The 20,179-nt window shown below is 29.6% G+C and carries 17 protein-coding genes; 16 read left to right on the forward strand and 1 reads right to left on the reverse strand.

What is annotated here, in order from left to right; all coding sequences use genetic code 11:
- Positions 1 to 8: 8 nt before the first annotated feature.
- A complete protein-coding gene (locus tag NJU99_RS12590) occupies positions 9 to 2,264 on the forward strand; it encodes a transporter substrate-binding domain-containing diguanylate cyclase (protein WP_283256428.1) in 2,256 nt (751 codons plus the stop codon).
- Between the two features lie 21 nt (positions 2,265 to 2,285).
- Here the strand turns inward: NJU99_RS12590 and NJU99_RS12595 are convergent, their stop codons facing one another.
- Positions 2,286 to 4,100 (reverse strand): menaquinone biosynthesis decarboxylase, encoded by a 1,815-nt coding sequence (locus NJU99_RS12595; protein ID WP_254576254.1) that lies wholly within the window; start codon positions 4,098 to 4,100, stop codon positions 2,286 to 2,288.
- An 83-nt stretch (positions 4,101 to 4,183) separates the two neighbouring features.
- On the opposite strand from NJU99_RS12595, the gene NJU99_RS12600 reads away from it, so the two are divergent.
- The 15 genes from NJU99_RS12600 (at position 4,184) to NJU99_RS12670 (ending at position 20,036) form a co-directional block, all read left to right on the forward strand.
- A complete protein-coding gene (locus tag NJU99_RS12600; RefSeq protein WP_254576255.1) occupies positions 4,184 to 5,344 on the forward strand; it encodes a MalY/PatB family protein in 1,161 nt (386 codons plus the stop codon).
- Positions 5,345 to 5,475: 131 nt separating this feature from the next.
- Entirely contained in the window at positions 5,476 to 5,838 is a 363-nt protein-coding gene (locus NJU99_RS12605) for an NADH-quinone oxidoreductase subunit A (RefSeq protein WP_254576256.1), read from the forward strand.
- Positions 5,829 to 6,344, forward strand: a complete 516-nt coding sequence (locus tag NJU99_RS12610; RefSeq protein ID WP_254576257.1) for an NADH-quinone oxidoreductase subunit B — start codon at positions 5,829 to 5,831, stop codon at positions 6,342 to 6,344. Before NJU99_RS12605 ends, NJU99_RS12610 begins: the two co-directional genes overlap by 10 nt.
- On the forward strand, positions 6,337 to 7,971 hold the full coding sequence (locus NJU99_RS12615) for an NADH-quinone oxidoreductase subunit D (RefSeq protein WP_254576258.1): 1,635 nt from the start codon (positions 6,337 to 6,339) through the stop codon (positions 7,969 to 7,971). The genes NJU99_RS12610 and NJU99_RS12615 overlap by 8 nt, the downstream gene beginning before the upstream one ends.
- On the forward strand, positions 7,971 to 8,456 hold the full coding sequence (locus NJU99_RS12620; protein ID WP_254576259.1) for an NADH-quinone oxidoreductase subunit NuoE family protein: 486 nt from the start codon (positions 7,971 to 7,973) through the stop codon (positions 8,454 to 8,456). The genes NJU99_RS12615 and NJU99_RS12620 overlap by 1 nt, the downstream gene beginning before the upstream one ends.
- Before the next feature lie 4 nt (positions 8,457 to 8,460).
- The gene (gene nuoF, locus NJU99_RS12625; protein ID WP_346731823.1) at positions 8,461 to 9,711 is read left to right on the forward strand and encodes an NADH-quinone oxidoreductase subunit NuoF; all 1,251 of its coding nucleotides are present in this window, start codon (positions 8,461 to 8,463) and stop codon (positions 9,709 to 9,711) included.
- A gap of 39 nt (positions 9,712 to 9,750) precedes the next feature.
- Positions 9,751 to 11,037: a citrate synthase gene (locus NJU99_RS12630; protein ID WP_254576261.1), complete on the forward strand. Its 1,287-nt coding sequence runs from the start codon at positions 9,751 to 9,753 to the stop codon at positions 11,035 to 11,037.
- 48 nt (positions 11,038 to 11,085) lie between these two features.
- Positions 11,086 to 12,522: an NADH-quinone oxidoreductase subunit G gene (locus NJU99_RS12635; RefSeq protein WP_254576262.1), complete on the forward strand. Its 1,437-nt coding sequence runs from the start codon at positions 11,086 to 11,088 to the stop codon at positions 12,520 to 12,522.
- The gene (locus NJU99_RS12640) at positions 12,519 to 13,796 is read left to right on the forward strand and encodes a complex I subunit 1/NuoH family protein (RefSeq protein WP_254576263.1); all 1,278 of its coding nucleotides are present in this window, start codon (positions 12,519 to 12,521) and stop codon (positions 13,794 to 13,796) included. The genes NJU99_RS12635 and NJU99_RS12640 overlap by 4 nt, the downstream gene beginning before the upstream one ends.
- Before the next feature lies 1 nt (position 13,797).
- Positions 13,798 to 14,304, forward strand: coding sequence for a NuoI/complex I 23 kDa subunit family protein (locus tag NJU99_RS12645; RefSeq protein ID WP_254576264.1), 507 nt, complete (start codon positions 13,798 to 13,800; stop codon positions 14,302 to 14,304).
- On the forward strand, positions 14,297 to 14,836 hold the full coding sequence (locus NJU99_RS12650; RefSeq protein ID WP_254576265.1) for an NADH-quinone oxidoreductase subunit J family protein: 540 nt from the start codon (positions 14,297 to 14,299) through the stop codon (positions 14,834 to 14,836). The genes NJU99_RS12645 and NJU99_RS12650 overlap by 8 nt, the downstream gene beginning before the upstream one ends.
- Entirely contained in the window at positions 14,833 to 15,147 is a 315-nt protein-coding gene (nuoK, locus tag NJU99_RS12655) for an NADH-quinone oxidoreductase subunit NuoK (protein WP_254576266.1), read from the forward strand. Before NJU99_RS12650 ends, nuoK begins: the two co-directional genes overlap by 4 nt.
- On the forward strand, positions 15,144 to 17,030 hold the full coding sequence (nuoL, locus tag NJU99_RS12660; protein WP_254576267.1) for an NADH-quinone oxidoreductase subunit L: 1,887 nt from the start codon (positions 15,144 to 15,146) through the stop codon (positions 17,028 to 17,030). Before nuoK ends, nuoL begins: the two co-directional genes overlap by 4 nt.
- 1 nt (position 17,031) lies before the next feature.
- The gene (locus NJU99_RS12665; RefSeq protein WP_254576268.1) at positions 17,032 to 18,519 is read left to right on the forward strand and encodes a complex I subunit 4 family protein; all 1,488 of its coding nucleotides are present in this window, start codon (positions 17,032 to 17,034) and stop codon (positions 18,517 to 18,519) included.
- On the forward strand, positions 18,516 to 20,036 hold the full coding sequence (locus NJU99_RS12670; RefSeq protein ID WP_254576269.1) for an NADH-quinone oxidoreductase subunit N: 1,521 nt from the start codon (positions 18,516 to 18,518) through the stop codon (positions 20,034 to 20,036). The genes NJU99_RS12665 and NJU99_RS12670 overlap by 4 nt, the downstream gene beginning before the upstream one ends.
- The last annotated feature ends 143 nt before the right edge of the window (positions 20,037 to 20,179 follow it).

The following is a 20,179-nucleotide window of genomic DNA, read 5'->3' on the forward strand; positions in this document are numbered from 1 at the left end:
ATTGACTTATGAAACTAAAAAAAGTCATTTTATTATTAATAATTCTTTACTCTCATTCTTTTTGTCAAAACTTACAAAAAGTCAATCTACAATTAGATTGGCTACATCAATTTCAATTTGCTGGATATTACATGGCAAAAGAAAAAGGTTTTTATAAACAAAATGGCCTAGATGTAAATATAAAAGAGTTCACCAGTCAAACTAATCTTATTGATGATACAATAAAAAATAAAGCTACTTATGCCATAGGGAAATCATCATTGATTATTGAAAGACTAAAAGGAAAAGAAATAAGCCTTTTAGCGGCAATCTACCAAAATTCTCCAATGGTTTTAATCACAAGAAAAGATACTGGAATAAATAATATTGAAGACTTAATAAACAAAAAAGTAATGCTCACAAATGATGCAAGGGATACTGCAAATATAATATCTATGATTAAATCACAGGGAGTAAAAAGTAATAAAATAAATTTTATACCCCACTCTTTTAATTTAGATGATCTAATAAATAAAAATACTGATGCAATGGCTTGCTATTTATCAAATGAGCCCTATATTCTAGCAGAAAAAAATATTGAATATAATATATTTAATCCTGCTAATTATGGTTTTGATTTCTATGGTGGTATTCTATTTACATCAACAAATGAACTAAAAACTAATCCAAATAGAGTAAAAAACTTTTTTGATGCCACAATAAAAGGCTGGACCTATGCTTTTGAAAATATTGAAGAAACTGCAAATGTTATCTTTGATAACTATAATACTCAAAATAAAACTCTTGAATCTATAATATATGAAGCTAGAGTATTAAAAAAACTCTCAAAGTTTGAAGAGGGATTATTAGGTAATATTAACATAGAAAAAATTGATGAAATAAAAAGACTATACCTATTACTAGAACTTACAAAAAATAGTAAACTTGATGTAGATACTTTTATCTATGATAAAAATAGAATACTATTTAATGACTATGAAAAAAACTTTATAAAAAACAACTCTTTTACACTCCTTGTTAATGATTCTAATATTCCATTCTCATTTAATAAAAAGAATAAAATTGAAGGCTTAGAAATTGATTTTTGGAATCTTATTGCTCAAAAATTAAATACTAATTTTAATATCAGTGAAAAACCAAAAAATGAAGAAATTCTAAAAAATATAAAAACCTTTGATATAAAACTAGAATTTAATTATAAAAATAAAGAATTCTCTACAAAACCTTTGAGTAAGGTAAAGTTAGCTATTGCAACAATGAATGACAAAAACTATATATCAGACCTAAATGTTTTAAAAAATGAAACAATAGCAGTTATCAACAATAGTTTCTTATTTGAGAAACTTAAAACAGAATATTTAGAAGTTAAATTTGTACATATAAAGAGTATAAAAGAAGGTGTTCAACTACTTGAGAGGAATGCTATTTTTGGTCTAATAGATAATGTCTTATCTCTATCACATACAATCATTCAAAACAATTACAATAACATAAAAATAGCTGGAACATTAGATTACAAAACGAATATAAGACTGTCAACTATTGAGAAGAACAAAGATGTCATTCCTATTTTAAATAAAATTATTGACAAAATAAATGAAGATGAAAAAAGAAATATCATAAATAAGTATCAACTAATAGTATACCAAGAAGTAAAAGATTATTCATGGCTTTATAAATATGTAATTCCTCTACTTATTGTGATTCTTTTTACTATATATATAAATAATAAAATGAGAAAAGAGATAAAAAAAAGAAAGATAGCAGAAAATACTCTTTTAGATTACGCTAATAAAGACAGTTTAACAAAAGTTATAAATCGAAGAAAAATTGAAAAAATCCTTTCAAATTTAATAAAGAGAACAAAAGAACATGATTCTATATTTTCAATTATTTTTATTGATATCGATGATTTCAAATCTATAAATGATACTTTAGGTCACTTAACAGGAGATAAGATTTTAGTACAAGTTTCTAAAATAGTTAGTTCACATATTAGAAAAGATGATGTTTTTGGTAGATGGGGCGGAGAAGAATTTATAATAATTCTACCAAATACCTCAGCCTTAGATGCTAAAAAGAGTGCGAATCATCTAAAAGAACTAATTGAAAATAAAAATTTTGGAATAAACAGAAAAGTAACTGCTAGTTTTGGGATAACACAATTCATAGAAAATGATACAAAGAAGGACTTAGTTTTAAGAGCTGATGAAGCCATGTATTATGTAAAGAAAAATGGTAAAAATAATACTAAAATTCTTTAAAAGATAGGTATTACCTATCTTTTAAAGTTGAAACTTTTTGATGAATTCATCATCAATATCTAAAATTCCCCTTTGTCTTAAAGAATCAATTACTTCTTTTGAACAATCAACATCATCAGGCCATCTTCTTTTGAAGTTGTCAAATGAGTTTTTATTTGTTCCATCTAAACACAATGTATTTGAATCTATATATAAATCTCTATTTGAATCTATATTGTTTACAACTCTCCATACTAACATGTATGGATTTTCAACATCATTTTGATTTGCTTCATCAATTATAATTAAAATTTTAATATTTTCATATAAAGGCTTTAAAGCTTCAAATACTTCTTTTTGATTTCTTTTTTTATCTACGGTAATAACAGTAACTGGATTTTTAGTATTTGTATAATACTGCTTAAGATTTTTAACCTCATTAGTAATATCTCTCATCTTAGATAATAATTCTAAATCATCAAGAATAGTAATCCCTAATTCATCTATTTCATCACCCGTACAATCAAGTCCTAATTTACCACCAACTGCGAATTTTGGTGATGAATGATCAAGTGCATCAACTACACCTTTTGAAACCATTAAATCATCTATATCAATTCTATTTAAGATATGCTCAATTACAGCATCATGATCTGTTAAATCAGGTGCATCTTCATTTACAAAAATTGCATGTTTTACAAAAGACATCTGCCCTACTCCCCAAAATGCATGCATCATTTGAGTTGCATGTCCAGGATATAAAGTTTTAATCTTTGCTAGAATTAAGTTATGAAAAACTCCATTTTCTGGCATATAATAATCTATTAAATCAGGTGCTGTAGTTTTAAGTAATGGTAAGAATATTCTTTCAGTTGCATGCCCCATATACTTATCTTCTAAAGGTGGTTTACCAACAACCGTTGCTAAATATGTAGGCTCTTTCTTATGAGTAATAGCAGTTACTTCCATAAAAGGATAATCTTCTTCTAAAGTATAATATCCTGTATGATCTCCAAAAGGTCCTTCAATTCTAGAAGTGGAAGTATCAACAAAACCTTCAATAATAAAGTCATTATCTCTTGGTACATATATGTCATTTGTGATAGATTTTACTAGTTGTGCATTTTTATTTTTTACAAAACCATATAACATTAACTCAAAAATACCAATAGGAAGTGGTGCTTGACCACACCAAATATACATAGGATCCCCACCAATACCAATAGAAACAGGCATTTTTTTTCCAGCTTTTTTATATTCATGGAAGAAATGATTTGAGTCTTTATGAATTTGCCAATGTAAACCTAATGTATTATCTTCATATACTTGAAGTCTATACATACCTAAGTTTTTCATTTCACCATCTAATGAAGTAGTATATACCTGCCCCATTGTAATAAATGGTCCACCATCTTGCTCCCACGTTGTTAAAACTGGTAAATCAGATAATTTTGCATCAGAACCTAATTTTATAACTTGCTGACACTCACCCTTTCCTCTATTTTTCTTAGGAATTGTATTTTTTAATGCAAATAATTTCCCGAAAGTTGATAGTTTTTCACTAAATGTTGTTGGTGGTTTCATTTTAAGCAGTGATTCTATCTCACTACCTATCTTATCACCATCACCTATAAAGAGTTTTACAGCTTTTTCATTACAGAAAACATTCATTAAAACTGGTATGTCAAACTTTTTATTCTTCTTTTTATCTACAACATTTGTAAATAATAAAGCCTTAGAATCTTCTTTTTTCACTTCAACATATGCTATATGAGGTACTTCTAAATAAATATCTAATTCATCATCAATAACTCTTAACAAATCATGTTTTTTTAATAGTTCAATTGCTTCTTTCATAATTTTCCCAAATAACCTTATAATTAGTATAAATCTTATATCATTTTATCAATAAAAAATAGTTTATAATAGAGGTTTTATATATGATTTATAATTTTGATGAACAAATAGATAGAAAAAACACAAATTGCGAAAAACATGATGCTTTAAAAAAAGTTTTTGGACATGAGGATTTACAAGCCTTGTGGGTTGCTGATATGGACTTTAAAACTCCTTGCTTTATTAATGATAAAATAATCGAAGCTGCAAAAAACTCAGTATATGGATATAGTTTTGCAAGTGATGATTTTTATAATTCAATTATTAACTGGCAAAAAAATGAACACAATTGGGAAATAAATAAAGATGAAATATTTGTAGTAAATGGTGTTGTTCCTGCTTATAGTGCTTGTATTGAAGCATTTTGTCCAAATAAAAAGGATGAAGTTATTGTTCAAACTCCTGTTTATCCACCTCTATTCAATTGTGTAACAGCAAATAATAGAAAAGTAGTTGTAAATGAGCTTAAAAATGACAATGGTTACTATACTATGGATTTAGATGATTTAAAATCTAAGATTACTGAAAATACAAAAGTCTTATGTCTTTGCTCACCCCATAATCCAGTAGGAAGAGTTTGGAGTAAAGAAGAGCTAGAGAGTTTAGCTGAAATTTGTATACAAAATAACATAACAATAATTTCAGATGAGATACATGCAGATATTACTTTCAAAAAATTTACTCCACTAGCATCTATTAGTGAAAAAGTAGCAAATATCACAATAACTCTAAATAGTGCAGGAAAAACATTTAATATTGCAGGACTAAATACTTCTTATGCTATATCAAAAAATAATATATTATTAGGAAAATTCAAAAAAATAGCAAGAAAAAGACAAATAAGTTCTGTAAATTTCTTTGGGTATATAGCAACACAAGCTGCTTATGAGAATGGTTCTTCTTATGTAAAACAATTAAAAGAGTATATTCAAAAAAATATTGATTTTACTGATGAGTATTTAAAACAAAATAATTCAAAAATTAAATTCTTCAAGCCAGAGGCTACTTACCTTTTATGGTTAAACTTTGAAGAGTATAAACTTTCACATAATGAAATAAAAGAAAAGTTACTAAGACAATCAAAAGTTGCATTAAATGATGGTGTATCGTTTGGTAGCAATGCAAAACAGCACTTCAGAATCAACTTAGCCCTTAGCAAAGAGCCTTTACAGCAGGCTTTAGAAAAAATCTGTTACTCTTTTTAACATTTTTGTGAGATAAAGTATTACCTTTTTTCTCACAATGTAGATTAAATTTTTTCTATAAGCTAAAAAACTTTATTACTATTTTAAATTACAGTACAATCTTTAAATAATATTAATAAATAGGATTTAACATGTCAACAGAACTTGTTCTTGCATCTGTAATTTTTGTTGCAATTGGTTTAATTCTTGTAGCTGTATTTACTCTTACAAGATTTATTGGACCTAGAAATGAAAATGCGGTTCTTAAAAACAGTGTTTACGAAAGTGGTGTATCTAATCCAGTGGGAAATACAAACATTAGATTTTCTGTTAAATTCTATTTAATAGCCATTTCATTTTTATTATTTGATGTGGAAATCATTTTTATGTTCCCTTGGGCAGTTAATGTTGCCGAACTTGGTGTTACAGGTTTAATTAAAATGTTCATTTTTATTGGACTTTTATTCTTAGGTTTAATTTATATGTATAAGAAAAAGGCATTATCATGGGATTAGGAGCAGAATCGAAATTAGGTGATTCAATTGTAACAACAAAATTAGATCACGCAGTAAACTGGGGAAGATCATACTCTTTATGGCCAATGGCATTTGGTACTGCATGTTGTGGTATTGAGTTTATGTCAGTAGCAGCTGCAAAATATGATCTTTCAAGATTTGGTGCAGAAGTTGTTAGGTTTTCACCAAGACAAGCAGACTTACTTATTGTTGCAGGGACTATTTCATATAAACAAGCCCCTATTTTAAAGAAAATCTATGAGCAGATGTGTGAACCTAAATGGGTAATTTCAATGGGCGCATGTGCATGTTCTGGTGGTTTTTATGATAACTATACAACAGTTCAAGGAATTGATGAAATTATTCCAGTTGATGAATATGTAGCAGGTTGTCCTCCAAGACCAGAAGCTGTTCTTGATTCAATTATGAGAATTCAAGAAAAAGCAAATGATGAATCTGTATTAAAAGATAGAGTCAAAGAGTATAAAGGATTTTTAGATGCTTAAATGTGATATGCTAATTGATTCAAATGATATTTTATCAACTATTTCAAAACTTAAAAATGAAGATAACTACACTTTACTTCTTGATGTAACTGCAATTGATTATTTAAAATATCCTGATGTTATTCCATCTAGATTTGCAGTTGTATATATATTAAGAGACTCTACTTTTAAAAAACAAATAAGTGTAAAAGCCTATGTAAATGATGATACTTTAGAAGTTCAAAGTATTACTTCACTATATGAAGCTGCTAATTGGGGTGAACGAGAAACATATGACCAATATGGTATAAAATTTACAGGACATCCAAACTTAAAAAGAATTTTAAACCATCATCAATTTATAGGGCATCCTTTAAGAAAAGATTATCCAGTTACAAAAGGGCAAATCTGTACTGAAACTGAAAGTTTAATGGACGAAATGTTACCCAGACTTCATGCAAAAGGTTATAGTGACTCAGAAATAAATGATCTAATGATGCTAAATATTGGACCTTCACACCCTGCTTCACACGGTACAATTAGAAACTTTGTAGCAATGGAAGGTGAAACAATTACTACTTGTGTAACTGAAATTGGTTATTTACATAGAGGTTTTGAAAAATCTTGTGAAACTCATACTTACTCACAAGTAATCCCATATACAGATAGACTTAATTACTGTAGTGCAATTTTAAATAACATTGGATTTTCAAAAGCTGTTGAAGAGATGTTAAATATTGATATAACTCCTAGAGCTAAGACTATTAGAGTTGTTATTGGTGAGTTAAGTAGGATTATTGATCATTTAGTATGTAATGCTGCAAATATGGTTGATTTAGGTGGTCTTACTAACTTCTGGTATTTATTTGCTCCAAGAGATGACGCTTATGATTTACTTTCAAAACTTACAGGGGCTAGACTTACAAATTCATATACAAGAATTGGTGGTTTAGAGTTTGATTTATATGATGGTTTTGAAGAAGATTTAAATCAAGTATTAAAAAATGTAGAGATTGCTATTGATGATGCATTAAGCTTAATAGCAAAAAATAGAATATTCCATGATAGAACACAAGATGTGGGAGTTATAAAACCAGACTTTGCAATAAGTGCAGGAGTATCTGGTCCAAATTTAAGATCAACTGGTATAGCACACGACTTAAGAAAAGACAAACCTTACTATGGTTATGAAAACTATGACTTTGATGTTGTAGTAGGAAGTCATGGAGATGTATACGACAGAATGATGTGTAGATTTGAAGAAATGACTCAAAGTATTAGAATTATCAAACAAGCTATGAAAGAACTTCCAGATGGTCCTTTAAATGTAGATCATCAAGGAATCATACTTCCTGATAAAAAAGATGTTTATGGAAATATTGAAGGTTTAATGAACCAATTTAAACTTACTTTTGAGGGTATTAAAGTTCCAAAAGGTGAATATTATGGTTCAACTGAAGCTGGAAATGGTGAGCTTGGATTTTTTATAGTTAGTGATGGAACTGGTAGTTCATATAAAGTAAAATGTAGACCTCCATGTTTTTATTCACTTGGTGCTTATGCAAAAATTGTTGAAGGTACAATGTTGGCTGATGCAATTGTAACAATGGCTAGTATGAACTTTATTGCAGGGGAGTTTGATAGATAATGAGTAAATTTAAATATACAGATGAAAATGAAAAAGAGTTTCAAAGATTACTTAAAAAATATCCTAATTCTGATGCTATGATGCTTCCAGGACTTTGGTTAGTACAAGAACAAGAAGGCTGGGTTAGTCCTGATGCTATGATTTTTATGGCTGATAGACTTGGTAAATCTCCTGTAGAAGTACATAGTTTTGCAACTTTTTATACAATGTTTAATTTAAAACCAATTGGAACATATCATATTGAATTATGTAAAACTCTTTCATGTATGCTTATGGGTGCTCACGAGCTTAAAAAATTTATAAAAGAAACAATTGGAATAGAACCTGGACAAACAAGCGAAGATGGAAAGTTTCATTTTAGTGAAGTAGAATGTCAAGGTGCTTGTGGTGGAGCACCTATGATTGCTTTAAATAATGAATATCATGAAAAAATGAGCGTTGAAAAACTAAAAAATATTATACAGGAGTGTAAAAATGAGTGCTGATGATATGATAGTAAAAATCGTAAGTAAAAATTTTGATATTCCTGATTCTCATAAATTAGAAGTTGCATTAAAAAATGGAAGATATGAATCAATAGATAAATTATTTTCAATGAGTCCAGATGAAGTAACGGAAGAAGTTTGCAAAAGTGGTCTAAGAGGAAAAGGTGGAGGTGGAGCACTGTGTGGTCCAAAATGGAAGCTAATGCCACCTGTTGATGATAGACCAAGATACTTAATAGCAAATGGAGATGAGAGTGAACCTGGAACTTTTAAAGATAGACAAATCTTTGAGTATGATCCACATCTATTAATAGAAGGTATTATCTGTTCATCTTATGCTATTGGAGCGCATGACTGTTATATTTATATTAGAGGTGAATATAAATTCTTTATTGACAGATTAAATGCTGCCATTGAAGAAGCATATGAAGCAGGTATTATAGGTTCTAAAGTTATGAATAAATATGACTATAGAATGGATATAACAGTTCATAGAGGTGGAGGTGCTTATATTTGTGGAGAGAAATCTGCACTTATAGAGTCAATTGAAGGTAAGAGAGGTCATCCAAGACTAAAACCACATGGTAAAGAGTGTGAATGGTTCTTTGGAAATCCAGCAACTGTAAATAATGTAGAAACTATTGCTTCTGTTCCTAATATTGTATTAAATGGCTATGAGTCATATACAAAATATGGAACGGAAAAAGCACCAGGAACTATGTTATTTGCCATGAGTGGTCCAGTTAAAAACCCAGGGGTTTATGAACTAGCTTACGGAAATAAAATGATAGATGTAATAAATAAGATAGGAGGAGGACTTCAAGATGGATTAGAGCTAAAAGCTGTAATTCCAGGAGGAGCTTCATGTCCTATCTTAACTGCACAGGAGGTTGAGAAGGCATATTTAGATTATGAATCAATGTGGGATATTGGTTCAACCTTAGGTACTGGAGGAATGATGATTATTCCACAGGGAGTATCTATGGTTGATGTTGCTAAAAACTTAATTGAGTTTTATCATCATGAGTCTTGTGGACAATGTACACCTTGTAGAGAAGGTTGTGGATGGATAGATAAAATTATCAAAAAGATTTTAGATGGTGAAGGTTCAAACGAAGATTTATCAACAATACTTGATGTGTGTGATACAATGAATGGAAAAACAATCTGTGTATTTGCACCAGCAGTTAAAGATATAATAAAAAGTATTGTTGAGAAATTCGGACATGAGTTTGAAGCACATTTTAAAAATTAAAAACAAAAAAATTAAGTCAATTTATTAAAGGAGAAATTAATGGCAAAAAATACTATGACACTTACTGATAATAGAAATGGTGATAAGTATGAATACAATATTATAGATGGGACAAGAGGACCAAGCGTTGTTGATATTTCAACTTTTTATAAAGATTCTGGAATGTTTACTTATGATCCAGGATACACATCAACTGCTTCTTGTGAATCTAAAATCACATTTATTGACGGTGAGAATTCAGAGTTAAGATATAGAGGTTATGAAATTACAGAATTAGCTGGAAAGCACTCATACCTTGATGTTTGTCACTTATTAATGATGGGAAGATTACCATCTGAAGCTGAATCAAAAAACTTTGATTTAGAGATTAGACATAGATCATTCTTAAATGAAGGTTTAATTAAAATTTTTGCTGGTTTCCCAGATGGAGCACATCCAATGGCAACAATGGGTGCAGCAACTATGGCATTATCAACTTTCTATAAAGACCACTTAAACTTAGAAGATGAAGAAGAATTCAAAACTATGAGAAGAAGAATCTTAGCTAAAATACCTACTATTGCAGCTATGGCTTATAGAAAATCAATAGGAACTCCTCTAATTTACCCAGATGTAAATAGATATTTCACTGAAAACTTCTTATATATGTTAAGAGCTTATCCAGGTGGAAATATGAAGTACTTAGGTGATGGACAAAATGAAGAAATCAAACAAGTTGAAGTTGATGCTTTAGATGCAATTTTAACTTTACATGCTGATCATGAACAAAATGCTTCTACTACTACAGTTAGAAATGTTGGTTCAACAGAGGCTCACCCTTATGTATCTATTGCATCTGGTATTGCAGCTTTATGGGGTTCTGCTCATGGTGGTGCAAATGAAAAAGTAATGGATCAATTAAAATTAATTGGTGATGTTAAAAATGTACCAACTTACATTGCAAAAGCTAAAGATAGAAACGATCCATTTAGATTAATGGGATTCGGACATAGAGTTTATAAAAATAGAGATCCAAGAGCTGAAGTATTAAAAGGTCTTCAAGATAAACTAAAAGAAGAGTTAAACTTAGACTCTAAATTATTAGATGTAGCAGCAGCTGTTGAAAAAGCAGCATTAAATGATGATTACTTCAAAGATAGAGGTCTTTACCCAAATATTGACTTCTATTCAGGTGTAATTTTAACTGCACTTAAAATTCCAGTAGAAATGTTTACTCCAATTTTTGTTATAGGAAGAATTCCAGGTTGGATTTCTCAATGGTCTGAGTTAAAACAAGATCCTAAACATAAAATTGCTAGACCAAGACAATTATATACAGGAAACTAATAGTTAAACTATTAAAAAATAAACACAAAGTGTAAGGGGATAATACTCATGAGTGAAATGATAGAAATTACAGTCAATGGTGCCCAAATGCAAGCTTCCAAGGGAAGCTTGTTAATTGATAAATTATTGGATGAGAATATTCACATACCTCATTTTTGTTATCACCAAGCACTTGGTAAAGATGGCAACTGTAGGATGTGTATGGTTGAAATCGAAGGTCAAAAAAGACCTCAGATTGCCTGTGACACTCCTGTAAAAGATGGAATGGTTGTAAGAACAAAAGGTGAGAATATTGAAAAAGTTAGACGAGATATTCTAGAACTTGAACTTATAAATCACCCTATTGACTGTCCTACTTGTGATCAAGCAGGAGAGTGCAAACTTCAAGATTACTATATGGAATCAGGATTCTATGAATCAAGAATAAATGTAGATAATAAAAATAAGCATAGAAAAAGAGTTGACTTAGGCTCAAATGTAATGCTTGATGAAGAAAGATGTGTACTTTGTACTAGATGTGTTAGATTTTGTAAAGATATTACTAAAACTGGTGAGTTAGGAGTAATAGATAGATCTGACCACTCAACTATTGGTATATTTCCTGGTCGTCCCCTATCAAATCCATATGCAATGAATGTAGTAGACTTATGTCCTGTTGGAGCATTAACTTCAAAGGACTTTAGATTTAAACAAAGAGTTTGGTTCTTAGAAACTTTTAATGCAATTTGTAATGGATGTTCAAAAGGGTGTAATATCTATGTAGATCATAGAAAAGAGAAATATGAAGATGATAAGATCTACAGATTTAGACCAAGAGTAAATAAAAATGTAAATGGTTGGTTTATATGTGATGAAGGAAGATTATCTTATCACAATGAAAATCAAAATAGATTTGAAACACCACTTTTAAATAAAGAGTCATCAAATCTAAGTAATACAATTACAAACTTATTTAAAGAGTTATCAACATCAAAAAGTACTCTTTTTGTATTAAGTGCAAATCTTTCTTATGAAGAAATGTCAAACATCAATAACTTAGCTTCAAAAATAAATGCTAATGTTTCAGGATATGACCCAGATACATATGATGAAAACTTCAAAGATGATTATCTAAAAACAAATGATAGAACTGCTAATAGAGCCTCTTTCAAAGAAATAGGTATAGATGAAACAGAAGAATTTTTCAATAAATCTTTAAAAGAATCTAGCACAGTTGTAATAATAGATAATCACTACTTTGAAAATAGAAGTGAACTATTAAAAGATAAAAAAGTTGTATCTTTATATAGTCATCATTGTTTAACTATAAGTTATTCAAATATAGCTATTCCTATTGCATCATTTTATGAAAAAAGTGGTACATATATTAACTGTGAGGGTGTGAAACAAAAAGTCATTTCACAAATGAATAAAAATGAACCTATGGAAACAGTTACTTCTGTAATTGAGCATTTAAAAGAAATGATTTCAAAAGGAACGCTATGAGTAGTATAACAATAACAATGATAAATATATCCATAGCATCACTACTTGCTGTAGGTTTAACTCCACTTTTTGTATGGTGGGAAAGAAGAATATCTGGACTTATGCAAGATAGAACTGGTCCAAATAGATGTAATATAGGTCCTTTAAGACTTGGTGGTCTTATTCAAAGTTTTGCAGATATGCTAAAACTTATCTTTAAAGAAGACTTTACTCCATCACATATAAAATATAAGTTTTTCTTCTCTATTGCACCTGCAATTGTATTTTTCTGTTCTTTTTTAACATTTGCAACTATACCCTTTGCTGATGTTTTAATAATAGATGGAGAGTCACATATTATGTCAGCTATTCCAAATGAACTAGGTATCATGTGGTTTTTAGCTTTTGCTGGACTATCAATTTATGGAATAATTCTTGGGGGATATGCTTCTCAAAATAAATATGGACTTTTAGGTTCTATTAGAGCAAGTGCACAGGTTATTTCTTATGAAGTTGCTTTAACTTTAGCCGTAGTGTCTATGGTTATTTCATATGGTTCAATTCATTTAACTGATATTGTAAATGCACAAGCTGGAACTTTCCTTGGTGTGATTCCAATGTGGGGTATTTTTATTCAACCGCTTGCTGCTATTATTTTTATAGTATGTGCTTTTGCTGAAACAAATAGAGCTCCTTTTGATATAGCTGAGGGTGAATCTGAAATTGTTGCAGGTTATCATACTGAGTATTCGGCTATGAGATTTGGACTTTTTCAAGTTGGTGAATATGCTGCGATGTCTGCTTCATCAGCTATTATTGTAACTTTATTTTTTGGTGGTTATCAAATTCCTTGGCTTGATACACAAACTATACATAGTAATATAAACTATGTAATAGCAGCTATTATGATTTTACTTCCAATAAAGATATTTATCTTTACAAAATGGATGAAGAAAAACAATAAAACAGTTGGTATGGGTGATAAAAGAAGAGAAAAAGAAACAAAAATTTTAACTATTGCCTTTTGGTCTATTTGTTTAATCATACTTGGTCTTTTAGCAATATTCTTAATCACAGGTCTTGGAACAAATGGAATAAATATTGTTACAGCAATTTTACAAATTGGAACATTCTTAGTTAAATTTTTCTTAGTTGCCTTTTTATATATTTGGGTTAGATGGACAGTTTTAAGGTTTAGATATGACCAATTACAAATGTTAGGATGGAAAGTTTTAATTCCATTAGCACTTTTAAATGTAATCTTAACTGCAACTTTTATAGTAGTAGGAAGTTAAAATGGGAATCAAAGTAGTAAAAAGACATGGTAAGTCGTTTAAAGACAGGCTATATTTACCTGCTATTGCAGGAGGAATGAAAACAACACTTAGACACTTCACTAAAAATTTAAAAGATATAGACAACTTAAAAACTATGCAATATCCTGAAGTTCAACCTGATGATTTAACTGAAAGATATAGAGGTGTTCATAGACTTACAAAATGGGAAGATGAAAGTGAAAAATGTGTTGCTTGTTATATGTGTGCAACAGCATGTCCTGCTGAGTGTATATTTATAGATGCAGAAGAAAGATTTGATGATAAAGCTGAAAAGAGACCAAAAGAGTTTAAGATTGATCTTTTAGAGTGTGTATTTTGTGGATATTGTGTTGAAGCTTGTCCTTGTGATGCCATTAGAATGGATACAGGAATTTTTTCTTTTACAGGTTCTAAAAGAGAAGATTTTGTTTTAGATAAAAAAGCTTTAATGAAAAATGAAAGAGCAAAGGACTTAAGTGATGATTGATTTAGTATTTATTGGCTTATCATTGTTAGCTATATTAGGTGCAGTTGCTATGATAGTTTATGCAAATCCTATGTATAGTGCACTAGGAGTTCTAATCTCGATGTTAAGTGTTGCAGGATTATTTGCACTTTTAAATGCAACTTTTTTATTTTTAGTTCAAATAATAGTTTATGCAGGTGCTATTATGACTCTGATTCTATTTATTTTAATGTTCTTAAATATTAAAGAAGAAGACCTACCAAAAGAGCCTAAAAAATTCCAAAACATAGCAATTGGTGCAGTAATTATGGTTCCTTTAAACTATTTAATTATAAGTGCTGTAGCAAAACTTCCAAAAAAAGATTTAGGTATTTCAGATACTGATTTTGGAGATATAAAACCAATTGGTATTCAACTTTTTGATAATTGGTTAGTTGCCTTTGAACTTATTTCAATTTTACTTCTAATAGCTTTAATTGGTTCAGTAGTATTAGCTAAAAAAAGAAAATCAAAAGTTCACAATGAGATTAACTCACAAGGAGAGGAATCATGATTTCATTAACATCTTATGCCTTTGTATCAATGATGCTTTTCTCACTTGGTGTGATTGGAGTTATTGCAAGAAGAAATGTATTTGTAATTTATATGTCAATTGAAATGATGCTAAATGGAGTAAATCTATTCTTAGTTACATTTGCTAGGTATCATTTTGATATGGATCCACAAATTATCACAATAATGGTTATTGCAATTGCAGCTGCTGAAGCTGCTATTTTCTTATCTGTAATAATTCTTTTATATAGATCAAGAAAATCTCTTGATTCTGATATATTTAATACCTTATCACAAGGAGAGAAGTCATGAGTACATCACTTTTAGTATGGATTATATTATCTCCTTTATTAGGTTCAATATTACTTGGTGCTTTATATTTTTATCATATAAAAAGAAAGCCTATTTCAGAACTAACTTTTAGTTTAATTGGATGTATAACGCCTTTTATCTCATTTTTAATCACATTAACACTGTTCTTACAAATGAAAGAAGAAGGTATCACTTTTTCACAGCATTTATTTACTTGGTTAAATATTGATAAACTGAACATCGATATGGCTCTATTAGGTGATAACTTATCTATTTTCATGTCAATGTTTGTAACTTTTGTAGGATGGTTAATTCATATTTATGCAATAGGATATATGAGAGGTGACAATGGCTTTGGTAAATTCTTCGCATATTTCAATCTTTTCTTAGCATCAATGCTTATTTTAGTTTTAGCAGATAATCCAATTATTCTATTTATTGGATGGGAAGGTGTTGGAGTTTGTTCATACCTTTTAATCAAATTCTACTATGGTAAAAAAGAAAATGTTATTGCAGCAAATAAAGCTTTTATAGTAAATAGAGTTGGAGATTTTGGTTTCTTACTTGGTGTTGTAACACTATTTTTTGCTTTAGGTGGAGTTGATTTATCTTTTGCTTCTTTAGAAAGTAATATTTCAAATGCTTCAAGTGAAATGTTAGTGTTATCAGGCTTTTTATTATTTGTAGGAGCTATGGGTAAATCAGCACAAATCCCTTTATATGTTTGGCTTCCAGATGCTATGGCAGGACCTACACCAATTTCTGCATTAATTCACGCAGCAACTATGGTAACAGCTGGTGTATATATGGTTGCAAGATTCCACTTTATATATGTGGGAACTGAAGAAATAGGTTTATTTATAGCTTATATTGGTGCATTTTCAGCCCTACTTGCTGCAATAATTGCTACAAGACAAACAGATATTAAGAAAATTCTTGCTTATTCAACTATGAGTCAATTAGGATATATGTTTATAGCTGTTGGTCTTGGTTTTTATTCAGCTGGTTTATTTCATGTATTTACACATGCTTTCTTTAAAGCAATGCTATTTATGGGTGCAGGTGGTATTATAATAGCCCTTCATCATAAACAAAATATTTTTGAAATAGCACAACATAGAGCCCAACTTCCGATTATCAAATTTACTTTTCTAATTGGGGTTATTGCAATTTCAGGTATACCTTTCTTCTCAGGATTCTTCTCAAAAGATGCAATTTTAGCAGCTGCATTCCAAGAAGGTCAATATCTAATTTGGCTTATTGCTTTAGGAACAGCTTTCTTAACAGCATTTTATATGTTTAGAATGTACTTCATAGTTTTTGTAGCCCCTACTAAACATAAAGTTGAATACGTTTATACATCTAAAACTATAACTATACCACTTCTTCTACTTGCAGTTGGAGCCGTTTTTGCAGGATACTTAAACTTAGCTCCTATTTTTGGAGGAGAAGCACAAGTTGACTCTTGGCTTAGTCAATTAAATTCTAAAACAATTCATATGAGTCATGCAGTTGAATGGATACTGATTGTCTTATCTGTTGCAGTTGCTGTTGGTGGAATTTTTGTTGCATACAAAAAATATGCAAACTTTGATGTGGAAAAACCAGAAGAAGAAATTGGTCTTATTGGTAATAAATTCTATGTTGATGAAATATACGATACTGTTTTTGTAAAAACATCAAAAAAGCTATCTGTATTTATTGATAAAGTTTTAGATGATAAAATCATTGATGGCTTTATCATGAATTCATCTAAAACATTTATAAATATAGGTAAAAAAGTTGCAATGATACAAAATGCAAACGTAAGATTTTATGCAGTGTTTATGCTAGTTGGTATGACATGCGTATTTATCTATTTAATTAATACACTAGGATTATAGTATGAGTTCAGATATTCTTTCATTTATTATATTTTTACCTGCTGTTGTTGCATTTGGATTAATGCTTACAACAAGAGATGTTAATACAATTAGAAATATCGCATTTTTAACTACTACTGTTATTCTAGCTTTAGTTTTAAAAATCTATATTGAGTTTGAACCAAGTGCTGGTATGCAATTTGTTACAAATGTTCCTTGGATTTCTACATATGGTATAAACTATTATATTGGTTTAGATGGTTTCTCACTTACTATTTTGATGATGATTGCTATCTTAGTTCCTACTTCTTATCTTCTTTTATGGGAAGGTAAAACAAAAGGTTACTGGATTAATATGCTATTAGTTCAAACAGGTGTAACAGGAACTCTACTTTCACTTGATGTTGTACTTTTCTATTTCTTTTGGGAAATCATGTTATTACCTGTATTTTTACTTATAGGTCAATATGGATTTGGAAATAAAGTATTTACAACTATAAAAGTGACTGTTTATACTATGGTTGGTTCACTTTTAATGTTTATTGCCATTTTATATCTAGGTGTTGCATACTATAATGAGTTTGGATTTTGGTCTTTTGCATATGATGAACTAACAAAAATTACAACTCTAGGATATAGCGAAAAGGTTTGGTTATTTTTAGGTTTCCTTGCTGCATTTGCTATTAAAATTCCTATTTTTCCTCTTCATACTTGGATTATGGAAACATACAAAAATGCTCCAACTGGTGCAGTATTTTTATTATCTTCGATTATGGCAAAACTTGGTGTTTATGCAATTGTAAGATTTATGATTCCAATTTTCCCAGATATTTATGTTGAATTTTCAGCTTGGTTTGTAGCTATTGGTCTATTTGGTTTAATCTATTTTGGTATAGCTGCACTTATGCAAGATGATATAAAAAGAATGTTTGCATATTCATCAGCATCACACTTAAGCTTTATAGCTGCTGGTATTTTTTCACTTAATGAATATGGAATTAATGGAGCACTTTATTTAATAATTGCTCATGCAATTGCAACAGGTGCCTTATTTTTACTTATTGGATTACTCCAAGAAGAAACAGGCTTTAAAACTATTAAAGATTTAGGTGGTATTGCTAAACAAGCACCGATTTTTACATTTATTTTTGCCATTATGCTTTTTGCAAATGTAGGACTTCCAGGAACAAATGGTTTTGTATCAGAACTTTTAATTATATTTGGTATTTATGAGTTTAATCATACATTAGGATATATCTCAGCACTAACAGTAATAATTGGGGCTTCATATATGTTATGGATGTTTCAAAGAGCAATTTTGCAAGATAGACCTGAGGGTTCAGCTACTGTAAAAATGAGAGATTTAAAAATCAAAGAGATTGTTGGACTTGCACCTTGGGTATTTTTAGTATTTCTAATGGGGTTTTATCCTGAAATATTCATGGATAAGTTTGAGCCAACAGTTACTCACTACTTAAATGACATATTACAAATTGGAGCAACAAAATGAGTCAATTTATCTATTTAATCCCAGCATTAACAGTATTACTTGGTGCATTGACACTAATGATAATGAGTATGTATGAAAAATATTCAGTTAAAAACTTTATAGTTGTTGCTTCTATATTTTTGATTGTTGCTTTAGGTTTTTCTTTAGCAGATTTAGGAACTTTATATAAAGCACAACCTTATAATGAGCTTTTTTATAATACTTTAGTTTTTGATTCATTCTCAAACTTTTTTAATATTTTGCTAATTTCAGGAACACTTTTAACACTACTTATTGGTGAGCACTACTTCCAACATAGGTCATACTTTAAAGGTGAATTTTTCTGTATTTTACTTTTTGCATTATTTGGAATGATGTTATTAGGACACTCAAATGAGCTTATTACTGCTTATGTAGCTTTAGAAGTAGCATCATTTTCTGTATACATTATGGTTGGATACAACAGCGATGATTCAAAAAGAGTTGAAGCGATTTTCAAGTATTTAGTTTTAGGCTCATTTATTGGAGCATTTTACTTATTAGGTTTAGTTTTAGTATATGGAGCAACTGCAAGTACAAACTTAAATGAAATAGCAACATTTATTGCAAGTGCAAGTGATGAGAATATGGTTTTAGTATATATTGGACTTACTCTTATTTTATTTACATTTTTATTTAAAATTGCAGCATTTCCTTTTCAATCATGGGTTCTTGATGTTTATAGAGGTGCACCAATGGTTATTACTGCGTATATGGCATCTACGTTTAAAATTGCCATATTCTCATTTTTTCTAAGAGCATTTTTACAACATCTTGGATTTACTATTGATTTTTGGGATACTATATTATCTGTGATTATTGTATTTACATTAGTTTTTGGTACATGGTTGGCAGTTACTCAACAAATAATAAAAAAAATGTTAGCAGCATCTTCTATAGTGCACACAGGTTACTTACTTTTAGCATTTATTGCATTAAGCTATAAAGATGGTGAAATCATCAACATTGATTCAGCATATGCAACAATGTTTTATTTAATTGCTTATTTATTATCTGCACTTGGTGCATTTGGTTTAGCATCTCATATTATTTCAGAAACAAATGTAAGAGTAACATATGATGATTTCAAAGGTTTAGCAAAAGAGAGACCTTTCTTAGCTGCAATGATGACTATCTTCTTATTTTCACTTGCTGGAATACCATCAACAATAGGATTTATTGGTAAATTTTACGTATTCACAGAAGCGATTCATGCAGGATATGTAGGTCTCACTATCTTAGCAGTTATTGCAACAATAGTTTCAGTTTACTACTATTTCAAACTAATTGCAATGATGTATTTTTACCCAACAAAGCAAGAATGTGTTTCAAAAGAGTTCAATGATAAAAGGGTTTCAACATATGCAATTGCATTTGTTGCAATCTTGACTGTTTTAGGTGGAATTGGTTCTGCTATTGTATTCTTTATACCTGCAATGAACATTGATCAAATTATTACATTAGCACAAACAGCAGTACAGTCATTGTTTATAAAATAGTTGTATCATATAGTAACAAGACAAATTAAATTGATTTTCTAAGTAAAAATTAATTTACACCTCTCAAGAGCCCTTTTATTGGGCTCGGTATACACCTCAAAACTTTTATCATAAAAATATCATTCAAATATGCTGTATCGTAT

It is taken from the genome of Arcobacter roscoffensis, from assembly GCF_024267655.1.
In the GTDB taxonomy this organism is placed as follows: domain Bacteria; phylum Campylobacterota; class Campylobacteria; order Campylobacterales; family Arcobacteraceae; genus Arcobacter_B; species Arcobacter_B roscoffensis.